The organism is Synechococcus sp. O70.2, from assembly GCF_047462135.1.
Taxonomy (GTDB): Bacteria; Cyanobacteriota; Cyanobacteriia; order Thermostichales; family Thermostichaceae; genus Thermostichus.
Genome location: NZ_JANSIS010000006.1, coordinates 22742 through 34864, shown reverse-complemented (window position 1 = coordinate 34864; position 12123 = coordinate 22742). Strand labels below are relative to the sequence as shown.

General features: G+C 57.3%; 13 protein-coding genes. 5 read left to right on the top strand and 8 right to left on the bottom strand.

Translation table 11 applies throughout. From position 1 onward, the window contains the following. The first annotated feature begins 89 nt into the window (after window positions 1–89). The gene (locus NW812_RS07875; protein WP_414395645.1) at window positions 90–1622 is read left to right on the top strand and encodes a leucyl aminopeptidase; all 1533 of its coding nucleotides are present in this window, start codon (window positions 90–92) and stop codon (window positions 1620–1622) included. Beyond that, complete coding sequence (locus tag NW812_RS07870; protein WP_414395916.1) at window positions 1504–1782, top strand: hypothetical protein; 279 nt, start codon at window positions 1504–1506, stop codon at window positions 1780–1782. Before NW812_RS07875 ends, NW812_RS07870 begins: the two co-directional genes overlap by 119 nt. 184 nt (window positions 1783–1966) lie before the next feature. Here NW812_RS07870 and NW812_RS07865 read toward each other — a convergent pair whose 3' ends face one another. Further along, window positions 1967–2692 (bottom strand): hypothetical protein, encoded by a 726-nt coding sequence (locus NW812_RS07865; RefSeq protein ID WP_414395643.1) that lies wholly within the window; start codon window positions 2690–2692, stop codon window positions 1967–1969. A gap of 80 nt (window positions 2693–2772) precedes the next feature. Further along, the gene (locus NW812_RS07860; RefSeq protein WP_414395641.1) at window positions 2773–3375 is read right to left on the bottom strand and encodes a hypothetical protein; all 603 of its coding nucleotides are present in this window, start codon (window positions 3373–3375) and stop codon (window positions 2773–2775) included. A 491-nt stretch (window positions 3376–3866) separates the two neighbouring features. Here NW812_RS07860 and NW812_RS07855 point away from each other — a divergent pair, with 491 nt between their 5' ends. Further along, a complete protein-coding gene (locus NW812_RS07855; RefSeq protein ID WP_414395640.1) occupies window positions 3867–5345 on the top strand; it encodes a hypothetical protein in 1479 nt (492 codons plus the stop codon). Window positions 5346–5390: 45 nt separating this feature from the next. Here NW812_RS07855 and NW812_RS07850 read toward each other — a convergent pair whose 3' ends face one another. Beyond that, window positions 5391–5825 carry a PAM68 family protein gene (locus tag NW812_RS07850; RefSeq protein WP_414395638.1) on the bottom strand — a complete coding sequence of 145 codons (435 nt, stop codon included), beginning with the start codon at window positions 5823–5825 and terminating at the stop codon, window positions 5391–5393. Window positions 5826–5860: 35 nt separating this feature from the next. Next, window positions 5861–6136, bottom strand: coding sequence for a 30S ribosomal protein S15 (gene rpsO, locus NW812_RS07845; protein WP_414395636.1), 276 nt, complete (start codon window positions 6134–6136; stop codon window positions 5861–5863). A 92-nt stretch (window positions 6137–6228) separates the two neighbouring features. Here rpsO and NW812_RS07840 point away from each other — a divergent pair, with 92 nt between their 5' ends. Then, window positions 6229–6933 carry a HEAT repeat domain-containing protein gene (locus NW812_RS07840; RefSeq protein ID WP_414395634.1) on the top strand — a complete coding sequence of 235 codons (705 nt, stop codon included), beginning with the start codon at window positions 6229–6231 and terminating at the stop codon, window positions 6931–6933. On the opposite strand, the gene apcD is transcribed toward NW812_RS07840, so the two are convergent. The 4 genes from apcD to NW812_RS07820 form a co-directional block, all read right to left on the bottom strand. Continuing rightward, a complete protein-coding gene (gene apcD / locus NW812_RS07835) occupies window positions 6930–7415 on the bottom strand; it encodes an allophycocyanin subunit alpha-B (protein ID WP_414395632.1) in 486 nt (161 codons plus the stop codon). The genes NW812_RS07840 and apcD overlap by 4 nt on opposite strands. Window positions 7416–7557: 142 nt before the next feature. Beyond that, on the bottom strand, window positions 7558–8844 hold the full coding sequence (locus NW812_RS07830; RefSeq protein ID WP_414395914.1) for a type IV pilus twitching motility protein PilT: 1287 nt from the start codon (window positions 8842–8844) through the stop codon (window positions 7558–7560). Window positions 8845–9139: 295 nt separating this feature from the next. Then, window positions 9140–9823 (bottom strand): GTP cyclohydrolase I FolE, encoded by a 684-nt coding sequence (gene folE, locus NW812_RS07825; RefSeq protein ID WP_414395630.1) that lies wholly within the window; start codon window positions 9821–9823, stop codon window positions 9140–9142. Window positions 9824–9950: 127 nt separating this feature from the next. After that, the gene (locus tag NW812_RS07820) at window positions 9951–10676 is read right to left on the bottom strand and encodes an SDR family oxidoreductase (RefSeq protein ID WP_414395628.1); all 726 of its coding nucleotides are present in this window, start codon (window positions 10674–10676) and stop codon (window positions 9951–9953) included. A gap of 195 nt (window positions 10677–10871) precedes the next feature. Between NW812_RS07820 and NW812_RS07815 the strand changes: the two genes are divergently transcribed. Then, complete coding sequence (locus NW812_RS07815) at window positions 10872–12044, top strand: ABC transporter ATP-binding protein (protein ID WP_414395626.1); 1173 nt, start codon at window positions 10872–10874, stop codon at window positions 12042–12044. Window positions 12045–12123: the final 79 nt, after the last annotated feature.

Here is a 12123-nt window from a genome sequence, read left to right as displayed (position 1 = left end):
CGATGCCAGCCGAGGGATCCCCTGGCCCAGAAGTGGCGGAATTGGCTACACTGAGAGTCTGCTGTCCCTAGCTTGGCCAAAGGTTTCCCATGCAGCTTCGTCTTGGCGAGCCACCTCTAACGCAGGCCGAATGTGCCCTGGTCTACTGCTTTGCCCCCAGCGGCGAAAACGCCACCTTCCCGCTGCCTGCTGAGATCGCTTCCCTGGACGAGAAGGTATGGTCGGGGCTGGTGGCGGAAGCGGCTCAGGAACAGAAGTTTCAGGGCAAGCCCAACAGCAGCCTCGCCCTGCGCCTGCCGGGGCCTATCCGCAAGCTGGTGCTGGTGGGGCTGGGGGATCCCGCAGCGCTGACTTTGGAAGGACTGCGACGGGCTACTGCCAACGGCCTGCGCCAGGCCCACAGCCTTAAAGCCAAGCAGGTAGTGCTGTCTTTGCCGGAAACTGGGCTGGATCAGGGGCGAGCAGTGCAGGCGGTGGTTGAAGCCAGCCTCCTAGTGGCCCACCAGGATAACCGCTTCAAATCTCCCCCCAAGCCCGACGAAGAGCGCGGCTTTGCCGTTGAAGAAGTCACGCTCTTGGTGCCGGGACTGGCCCAGGCCCGCCAAGACTGTGAGAACGCCCTTCAGCGGGCCACCGAGATGGCTGCCGGGACGATCCTGGCCCGCGAACTGGTGGCTGCTCCCGCCAACGTCGTCACGCCTCCTGCCCTGGCTGACACTGCCCGGCAACTGGCCCAAGACTACGGCCTAGAGGTGGAGATCCTGGGTCGGGAAGAGTGCGAAGCCTTAGGCATGGGGGCTTTCCTAGGCGTGGCCCAAGCCTCGGATCTGCCGCCTCAGTTCATCCACCTCACCTACAAGCCCAAGGAAGGGGAGCCTGTTGCCAAGTTGGCCCTGGTGGGCAAGGGCCTCACCTTCGACTCCGGCGGCCTCAACATCAAAACCGACTCCCGCAGCATTGCCATGATGAAAACCGACATGGGCGGGGCGGCAGCCGTCTTGGGAGCGGCCCGTGCGCTAGCTGCCCTCAAGCCGCGGGTAGAGGTGCACTTTATCGTCGCCGCCACGGAAAACATGATTAGCGGTCGGGCCCTGCACCCGGGAGACATCCTCACCGCTTCCAACGGCAAGACCATCGAGGTCAACAACACCGATGCCGAGGGCCGTCTCACCCTGGCTGATGCCCTGGTGTTTGCCGAAAAGCTGGGGGTGGACGCCATTGTTGACCTAGCGACCTTGACCGGCGCCTGCGTCATTGCCCTAGGAGAGGAAATCGCCGGCCTCTTCACCCCCGACGAGAAGCTGGCCCAGGAGCTGCAGCAGGCAGCCAACCTCTCTGGCGAGAAGATTTGGCGCTTACCCCTGGAAGAGAGCTATTTCGAGGGCCTCAGCTCCACCGTAGCCGACATGAAAAACACCGGTCCTCGCTCTGGCGGCTCCATCACTGCCGCCCTCTTCCTTAAGCAGTTTGTGGAGAAAACCCCCTGGGCCCACTTAGACATAGCTGGCCCCGTCTGGGCTGAAAAAGACTCGGGCTACACCAACAAAGGCGCTACTGGCTACGGCGTGCGCACCCTCGTGGAATGGGTCCTGGCACGGGAGATGGCAGCCGCCTCCTCTTAGCCTCGCTGCCTGCTGTTGTCTGCTGGTTCCAAAGTCCTGCGCAAGTGTTGGGGGGTGGCGCGGCAGCGGCACCGAACCTTTGCTCAGGTTGTACTCAGAAGCCAAAGACACAGGAGAAGTAAACACTCTCCTAGATTGGGCAACATCATTGATAGCTTAGTTCAGAACCGAATATGAGCCCTACTATCTGATTCCAGAAAGCACCGACCAAGCACTCCTAGCGCCTGGGAGAGGCACCTTGGCGTATTTGCATTTTGATGTGGTGAGTTCCGGTCTACCCCTCTGGCTTTATACAGGCTTCTGAGAAGCAGCGCCCACTACAGCAAGGAATACGTTGTGAGGACTTAAGGTGTAGGAGTTGGGGTTACATCTTGCCTTTGCACTTGAATAGTGATACTGAAAACAGCAAAATCACCCTGAGAATCTTCGACTCTAAACTGCACATCAAATATTCCAGAAGTATTAAACTGAGCCTGAAAAAATACTTGGCCGTTAATCACAGAAGCTTTGGCAGATCCAGGTACTGCTCCCTGAAGAGGTTGAATTTGAAAGTCAACTAGGTAGTTGCAGTTAACCGTCCCATTACAAGGAGGATTGGGTGCTCCAAAAACCCCTGATGCAGGGGGATCAAAAGGAACTCCTCCAGAAACATTTGCTAGAATCAAGTTAACTGAAGCGGGAGTAAGTACGATACCTTCCGAGAAAACGACGGTAGTTAAGATATTCGAACGACCTGGCAGTACAGTAACATTTAACCTGTCAGCAGGCGGAATAGGCGGAGGTATAGGTCTTTCAGCGACAATCGGAGGAACAGCATCAGGGGTAACAACTGGGTCAATGGTCGGTGCAGAAACAGGCCGAGGGATTCCTGGCGTGGGTTGAGCTGCAGCTACAGGACTAGATCCCACGTTGGTTCCACCTGTTTCAACAGTTGGGTTTTGCACAGGGATGATTGGCCCTGGCAAAAAACTTGTAACATTTTTATCCTTAGCCTGTTGACACCCAATAAGAGTCAAAGACATCAACACAAGCGAGGTTCCACCTATTGCCAGTGTTTTAAACTTAATCATCACCACACCCTCTCACACTCACTGAAGTTCTCAACTAAGCCTTTAACTCATTTGGCAAGCCATTGCTGGGATTACCTTCTCTACAGATTTCCACAAGCAGGAATCTGAGAGCCACGAATTTCTGTTCGGCTTTCTTCTCCACTAAATATAGAATCGTCAACTCTTAGCACCTGACCAAAACTATCACGAATAGTTAAGATGATCAGAATGTCATCACCAGTCAGCTCGTCTCTGATCTGAACCTGCCCCTGTGCATCAACTCTACGAACGCCACGAATGGCTTTAGAAAGAATTCTGAGATCATTAAAGTAGCGGGGATCCGTCGGAAAAGTAAAGCTAAAGGTAATTCCCGTCGCATCAAGGAATGTATTTCCTCTGCCAATCAATAGATTCTTAAATTGTTCTAAAGCAGTTGGGAGTATAACATCTGTCACGTCTGTTCCACAGGTGATGTTTAAAACCTGTACATCAACGCTAGCAATGCCCCCACGCACGATCAAACCAGTTATATCGATCTTATAGGATAGCGATGCAAACGGCTGGTCGACGTTGAAGCCGCCCCCTGGCCCAAATTGAGGAGGATCCGGAAGGTCGGGTTGAACCGGCGGTGGGGTGATGGGGGCAAAGTCCGGCCCGGGGCGGAAGGTGATGGGCGTGAGGTTGGGTGAAATGGTGGGAGCCACAGCCACGGGGGGAGGTGTAGACCCATCGGCAGTCAAGAGAGGCGGCAGCCCGCTGGTAGTCTCGCTGCTGCAACCAGTAACCAAGGCCAGCGAAGCCCAAGTCACCAGAAGGGGAAGGCCACCACGGCCAAGGGCTGAACCAGAACGTCGTTTCATCAGGGGAGTCTCCACTCACTCACACCACAGCAAGTTCTTCCAACTGCGTCCAGCCGAGATCCACTGAATCTGCCCATATGCATTGGCAAGATTACGTGGAGATCCCGTTTCAAGGGGGAATGTCTGCCGTTAGTTCTACTGCATCTCAGAGCGTTGTCAAGCCAGCGGCAGAGCAAATCCAGGAAATTTTCCTGGAAATGGCCCATCCCCTAGATATGGGGTATCATAGCCTCGAGCAGGGGCAACCAGCCTACCTGTAGCGTTGGGGGTTGGGTGCCTTCCCCTCCATTTTGTGTGTGAATTTCCCCAGATTAGGGTGTGTGAGGCAGTGCCGTATGAACTTCAAAGGTCGATCATTGGCAGTGTTGTGTGGGGTTTTGCTCTTAGGGGGCTGCGGCGAGGTTAATGAGGCGCCAACCCTACCTGGGCCTGTCCAGGTGGATCCCACAGCGTTTGTCTCGGCCCAGGAGTATCGCTTTACCCCCGGCTCGGTGCTGGAGACCACCAGCCTCCGCTTGGACTATGTCAATCCGAGGTTTGACAACGGGATCCCTGTGCGCACCAACCCCCTCCAAGGCAGCGGTGAAGCTCGCATCGCCAATGTTGAAGCCCGCATCTTGCCTGTGAACGAGATCCCAGCCAATGAACTGACAATCGACTCCACCCTTCGCTCCAGCACGCTGGCCATCCAAATTGCCCGAACCGCGCCGCTAGTGAACCTCATTGCCTTTGGCCCCAACGACGGTAGGCTGTCTACGCAATTCAATATCGCCGGGCTGGTTGCAGTTTCAACCCTCCCCAACGACCAGCGCATTCGGGTGAATACCACCTTCAGGGCTATCCGAGATGACCGCACTGTTTTAACGCTCACCGTGCGCCGCATTTTGGTGAGTAGAAATGGTAATCAAGTCGTCCTGGAGGGAGATTCTTCCCTGATTGTCCCCACTGTGGGTGTATTGTTTGAAAACGGTGGCCCTGGCCCCGGTGGTGAGATTTTGGCGCCTGGCTCCTTTGTCAACCCTCCTCCACCCCAAGGTCCTGTAGTCGCTATTCTCCAAACAGGCAGTTTCTCCGCTAGCTTTGTGGTGCGGCAGCGGGGTGTTGCAGGCGATGGCACTCCCGAGGATGCCTTGGCTCTCTTTGCCCGCCTGAACTTCCGGCCCAACCAGGCGGAGATTGTCTATCGCCCTGCCCAGGTGGGTACGCAGTCGGTACTGTTCGCTCCGGATCCCACTCGTCCAAACATCTTGCCCAATCAGTTGGTTCGCATCCGCCGCTTACTGAACGGTCGTGTTCAAGCGGAGTTTGATCCGGCCAACACCAGCACAGTTCTCAACTTTGTGCAGGTCAGCCCCCCACCGCGACCTTTCCCCACCCCAATTCCCCAGTTACCTGTTCCCACTCGTCCGGATGCCCCAACAGCCTTTGATTACTTTTTCTCATTGCGCACAGAGCGCTCTACGGGTACCTTGCCCGGCTCGCCTGCGGAAGGAGACAACCCTGAGCCCGTTATCCTTCAGGGCATTGTGCCCACCACAGGAGATTTCGTCTTCCGCACCCTGGCTGGAGCACAATTAGCGGGGCCGTTTAACCGGCGTGACATAGGTGGTGGTGTTCAAAGGGGAAACCTGAACCTTATCTTTGACTCAACCACTTCTGCAGATCGAATTTCTGGCCAATGGTTTCTAGAACAAGAGTTCCCCACCGGCAACGTTGAAGGCGGTACGGCGGATGAACCAGGGAATCCTGCTAGCCAACAAGGGGCCATTTTGATTATCCGTGGGTTCTTTGATGGGGCTCAGGTACGGCTATAGCCCTAGCAGCCTGTTTTGAACCCCTCCAGCCAGAGCACAAAGCAGCTAGGTCTCGTCGGCTTTCGAAGAGGCAGAGCTGCTTGTTGCTTCGCGCCATTGCTGGAGGAAAATGCCTAGGTTGCGGCGGAACTCACTAACCCCCAGCAGGGATCCGGGCTCTGGATCCCAAGAGGCCGAGAAGACACCGTAGCTGATGCCCAAAAAGCCAAGGCCAAAAAAGGCCAGCGACTCCACCAAAGTAAAGTAGGGGGGCAGGGCTATCACATGGTTGGTTAAAAGATAGTAGTTGACAACAAAGCTACTTAGGCCAAGCGTAGAAGGGATCCCAGAGAAAATGAGGATCCGCCGCACCATGCGCCGGCTTACCTCAGGGGGAATGACAGCAACCCGCTCTCCTTTGGCTGGCTTTTTCTCCCCCTGCCCAGCAGGCTGACTGGGGCGGCCTTGAGAAGCTTTGGAATGGCGGCTAGATTTGCCCACGGAGGTAGCTCCTCGGCTGTGCCTTGACGGGCTAGCTACTTCTTCACCCGAATGTTTAGCCGTTCGACCAACTCCCGGAAGCGCTCGGGATGATGCTTAGCGATGTAGTTGAGCAGTCGCTTGCGGCGACCAATCATCATCAGCAAGCCGCGGCGGGAGTTGAAGTCCTTAGGGTTTCTCTGAAGGTGCTGCGAGAGTTGGTTGATGCGGCTGGTTAGCAAGGCAACTTGCACATCGGCAGAGCCAGTATCAGTGTCATGCAGTCGATATCTCTCGATAATCTCCTGCTTTTCTTTCTGCAATAAGGCCATAGGACCGAAAGACGGCACACACTGCTTCAGAATGATAACACTGAGTTTTCCTTCTTTGCTACAGCTAGAGAAGGCTACGGAGGGAAAGAACTATGACAACAACTGCTGGGGATCCGCCTTCACTGACAGCCTTGCTGCAGCTGTTGAACTCTCAGGATTTGGGAGAGCGGCTGCGCGCTATTAACAAGGCCAGAGAACTCTCCCCGCCGGAAAGCTTGACGCTGTTGCAGCAGGCAGTAGCCGACGAAAATGCCCGCGTCCGCTACGCTGCCATCAGCCAACTGGGCACCCTGGCCGCAAAAGGGATCGATCCAGCCATCCTTTTGCCAATTCTGCAGCGGTCTTTGCGGGAGGATCCCGAGTTCGACGTGCGAGCTGCCGCTGCTGCTGCTCTGGGGGATCTCAAGCAGCCGCAGGCCCTGGCCGATCTCCTAGAGGCCTATCAGCGGGAGACGGAGTGGCTGGTGCGCTTTAGCATCGTTGCCGCCCTCGGCGAGCTAGGCAACCCCGCCGCCTTCGACACGCTGGTGCAGGCTCTCCAGGAAGGAAATGAACTGCTAACCACCGCCGCTGCTGCAGCTTTAGGGGATCTGGGGGATCCGCGGGCCATCCCCTACCTGGAGCCCCTCATCGCTTCTGAGGATTGGCAACTGCGCTACCGCGTCTGCATTGCCCTAAGTAAGTTAGGGACGGAAGCTGCCCAAGCTGGTCTTGCCCGGCTTGCCCAGGATCCCCAGGAACAAGTAGCCGCCTGCGCCCGTGCGGCCCTAGCCTCCCTTTCCTCCAAGGGCAGCTAGCTCAGGGCATTGATGATGTAGTCAAAGTAGGGAGCGGCCTCGGCAGCCGAATCGGGATCCAACAAGCTGAGGGCTGCTTCCTTCAAAAAGACCATCGCATCGATCATGCCGGCAATGGGTACGTTGAGGCTGTTGTACATTTCCCGCACCCCTATCAGGCCAATGGACTCGATTGGCTCCTTGCTGCCAGCGACGATGCCGTAGGTTACCAAACGCAAGTACCAGTCGTAGTCCCGCAGGCACTGGTTGTAGCGCTTTTCCCCATAGGCGTTGCCACCAGGTTGTCGGTATTCAGGTCGCTTGGCAAATAGCTGTTTCTGGGCCTGATCGATAATCCGCTTTCTATTCTCAGTTAACACCTGAGCAATCTGCAGCCGTCTTTCCCCGCTGCTCATGTAGTCTTTGATAGCTTGCAGCTCGCCAACTGAGAGATAGCGCAGCTGGTTATCTGCAGTTTCGATGAGCTGGTTGATCACGCTCACGGTAGAGATTCTCCTGTTTTCTAACTTGCTTTTACCACCAACCTATCCCCCTAGCCAAAGCTTGGCTGAGGAGATAAGCATGCCCGTTGCTCTCAGTCTAGGATAAGGCAAGCCTTCCCTCAAGCACCTGCACCTGTCCTGCCTATATCCGGCCCCGCAGCCACTGGGCCATCTCGTTGCGCCGCGGAGCTGCCTCCAGGCACACCTCCGCTGTAATCCTCCCTTCCTGATAGAGCCGAAACAGCGACTGGTTCATGGTACACATGCCCTCGTAGGAGCCGTCGGCAATGAGCTCCTCGATCTCGTCCACCGCTCCCCGCTTGATGTAGTCGCGAATGGCATCGGTGTTGCGCATGATCTCGTGGGCTGCCGTGCGCTTGCCGTCGGTGGTGCGCACCAGCGTCTGAGCAATGATGGCCACCAGGGTTTCCGCCAGCTGCAGGCGCATCGGCTCCTGCTCTTCCGGCTTGTAGATCCCTAGCAGACGCTCGATGGTGCGGACAGCGCTGTTGGTGTGCAGGGTTCCAAACACGAGGTGGCCTGTCTGGCCGGCCTTGAGGGCGATATCTACGGTTTCCCGATCCCGCATCTCCCCAATGAGGATGATGTCCGGATCTTCCCGCAGGGAGGCTTTCAGAGCGTTAGCAAACTCCAGGGTGTGGATCCCGACCTCCCGCTGCCGAATCAGGGATTTCTTGCTCTGGTGAACAAACTCGATGGGATCCTCAATGGAAATGATGTGCTTGGCAAAGTTGGAGTTGATATAGTCCACCATTGCCGCCAGCGTCGTGGACTTACCGGAGCCAGTTGGGCCAGTCACCAGCACGAGGCCCTTGGGCTCCTCAGCAATGCGCTTGAGCACTTCCGGCGCCCGCAACTGCTCCAGCGTCAAAATCTTGAGCGGGATGAGGCGCAGCACCATGGCTGGCCCAAGGAGGGAGACGAAGCAGTTGACCCGGCAGCGCACCAAGCCCTCGTACTGGATGGCGGTATCCAGCTCTAAGCACTCTTCAAACTGGCGGATTTGGTTTTCCGGCAGGCTTTCCCGCAGCCAGCTATAGAACATCTCGGTGGTGGTAACGGGGTGGTTGCTGATCACAATTTCCCCCCGATCCCGAAAGCGGGGTACTTCTCCCACCCCCAGGTGAATGTCCGAGTAGCCTTTTTCGTAGGCTTCCTGCACCAGTTGGCGCAGCGTCGGGCCAGAGGGGGCAGACTTAGGAGCAGCAGCCAGCGGGACCTGACCAACAGCCGTCGGACGAGCCGGCGGGACAAAAGGCGGAGCCGCTGGCCTGGGAGGGGAGGCTTGAGGCCGAGCTGCCGCAGCAGCAGTGGGCAGAGATCCCTGCGGAGGAGCCACAGAGCCCGGCATGGGCACTGGCGTCTGGGGAGGAGCGACAGCTACCTCTGGCGGGACGGGCCGGCCCAGGATAGGCTTGGGAGCGCTGGCGGAAGGACGCGAGCCGATCCCTGGCGCGAGAGGGGTAGTCCTGTTCACCAACGGATCCAGCTGAGTTGGGGGTTCCGCTGATGGCGTTTGGGCAGCCGCCCGTGGGGAGCGTTGGACACCAGGCGGGGTTGGCGGCTTCCAACCAGCGTCTTTTTCGGGGCTGACCTCGCTCATGACAGGCGTCGCTGCTGGCAGAGTTTGCATCAATCTTAGGCTAGTATTCCCCACTTAAGTAGGGGATTAATCTCCTTGCCGGCAAAACTCTGCGGGAGCCTTAAAGGTTGGACGGGTGGCGAATAAGGCTCAAGAACTCCTCGCGCGTGCGGGGATCCTCCCGGAACACCCCCACCATCGAGCTGGTAACCGTCCAGGAGCCTGGCTTTTGAACCCCGCGCATCACCATGCACATGTGGGTAGCCTCGATAACCACTCCAACCCCATAAGGATCCAACACCTCCATCAAGGCTTCCGCAATTTGCCGGGTCAGGCGTTCCTGAACCTGCAGGCGGCGGGAGTACATCTCCACAATACGGGCAATTTTGCTCAAGCCCACTACCCTTTGCTTAGGAATGTAGGCCACATGGGCCTTGCCGATGAAGGGCAAAAGGTGGTGCTCGCAGAGGCTAAACACAGTGATGTCCCGCAGCAGCACCATCTCATCGTGGCCTTCGTCGAAGATGGCCCCATTGATGAGCTCTTCCAAAGACTGTCGATAGCCGCTGGTCAAAAACTTCAGCGCCGCCACCACCCGCTCCGGGGTTTTCTTGAGGCCCTCCCGCTCGGGATCCTCGCCAATTCCCCGTAGCAACGTCTCCACTGCCGCCACCATTGCCGGATCTAGGCTTTCTGAAGTCTCTGGCTCTGTCGAAGGGGACAGATCGCGGAGAACCCGAGACTTGAGGTTGGCTTTGTCGCTCAGGCGAAACTCGGCACTCAATCCAGGCTTGGCAAGAGTCATAGCAAGATATCCCTTGAGTTGAACGAGGAGTTGAAGAAATTTGTCAGGAGAGACGCTGCCGCGAGATGGTCGGCTCAAAAGCCGGGCTGACAAGCATTGCTTTCGGAAGGGTCAGAGCTGGCCCCACCTACAAGGTCCCGGCTGCTGGCATGAGGGTTAGGTCCTCCACTACAGCACCCCTGGGCAGGCGGACGAGATAGGCCACCACATCCGCTACCCACTCCGGCGAGAGCATCTGGGAGCGGTCAAAATCAACCTCCACCCTATCCCAGAGGGGCGTGTTCACCGCTCCAGGGCAGAGGCTGGTTACCCGGATACCGTGCTGCCGTTCTTCCTCAGCCAAGGCTTGGGAAAAGCCGAGTAGGCCGAACTTGCTGGCACAGTAGGCCCCCCAATTGGGAAAAGCTCGCTTGCCCGCAATCGAGACCACGTTGACAATCACGCCAAAGCCCTGCTGGCGCATTCCCGGAAGGACGGCTTGGGCACAGAGGAAGGCTGCTGTTAAGTTTAAGTCGATCACCCGCTGCCACGCCGATAACGAGAGAGTGGCCAAAGGCCCAACGTGGGCTATGCCGGCATTATTCACCAAAACATCACAACCGCCAAATCGATCCAGAAGAGCTTGCAGCCGCTGCGGTAGAGCGGTCAAATCGGCCAGGTCGATAGGAAAAACCTCTGCCTTTCCCCCTTTTGCCTGGATCTCCGCCTGCACTGCCAGCAAATCAGGTTGAGAACGAGCCACTAGCGCAACTGTCAGCCCCTGCTGGGCCAGGGCCAGGGCCACAGCTTTGCCGATCCCTCGACTGGCCCCTGTAACCAGAGCACGTTCCGGCAACTTTGTCTCAAAACTCATCCACAAGAAAACCTGGCACGCGCCGTCGGGAACAAGCGCCGCCAGAGCCTGAGAAACTTCGTTAACTCAGTGTAACACTAGTTCCTGCTTGCCCCTTCTGTTCCCGCTGCCCCTTATCTAACCGGCAGCAGGCCGGGGAGGGCCGGAGGTGTGGTAGCGTGGTAAAGATAGTGAAAATCTCTTGCAACAATTGTCATGGCTGAGTTCTTGGCTTTCTCGATGTCCAACGCTGGCCAGGCGGACTCTTCCTACATTCTTGAGGTTGAGGGCCTCAGCAAGGGTTTTCCTGGTCAGCGGCAATTGGTTTTGCAGGAAGTGGCGTTTCGCCTGCCCCAAGGGGATATCCTGGGGATCGTCGGTCCGTCGGGCTGTGGGAAAACCACCTTATTGCGCATCATTGCTGGCTTTGAGCAGCCGGACAGCGGCCGGATCCGAATAGGGGGTCAGGTGGTGGCGGGGGAGGGGCAGTGGGTTCCGCCAGAGCGGCGGGGAGTGGGGCTGGTGTTTCAGGACTTTGCCCTGTTTCCCCACCTGAACGTGTTGGCAAATGTCATGTTCGGCCTTCAATCCCCTGCGGTGGCCAGCAAGAGGCAAGCTTACCACCAACAGGCGCGGGAACGCGCCTACGAGGTGTTGCGGCTAGTGGGCCTAGAAGACTATGTCCACCGCTATCCCCATGAACTTTCGGGTGGACAACAGCAGCGGGTGGCGCTGGCCCGAGCTTTGGCCCCCAAGCCTAGCCTAATCCTGTTGGATGAGCCGCTGAGTAACTTGGATGTGCAGACACGCTACTACCTACGGGAGGAAATTCGCAAGATCCTCAAGCAAACTCGGACTTCGGCCATTTTCGTTACCCACGACCAAGAAGAGGCTCTCTCTCTTTCCGACTGGGTGGCGGTGATGCGGGGAGGCCGTATTGAGCAATGGGGATCGCCAGAGGAGGTCTACCGGGAGCCGGCTACTCGCTTTGTGGCCGAGTTTATTACCCAGGCCAACTTTCTCCGCTGTGAGCGGCGCGAGGGGGGTTGGAAAGTTGAGGGGCTGCTGCACCTTCCCTTCCGTGCGGTCGGGGATCAGCCCGACTCCAATCTGCAGTGGGCAGAGTTGATGGTTCTGCAGGAGGAGCTCCGCCTGCATCCCGATCCCCAAGGAAAGGCAATCATTCGGGATCGCCAGTTTTTGGGGCGGGAGTATCGCTATTGCCTAGCCACGGAGACGGGCAAGGAGTTGCATGCCCTAGCGCGGGAGGCATTGCCAGTGGGCACGCGAGTTCGAGTTACCGTCGAGCAATGCCGCCTGTTTTGTCCTGAGGAATCCCTGGCACCTGATCTCAAGCAAAACCACTCCAAAAGCAAGGGCTTTGCCTGAAGTTGGGATGAGGATTCACGGTTTGCCCTGAGATCTGCATTTAGGGTGGTTCGATTTCCTTCGACCCCGTATATAGTAG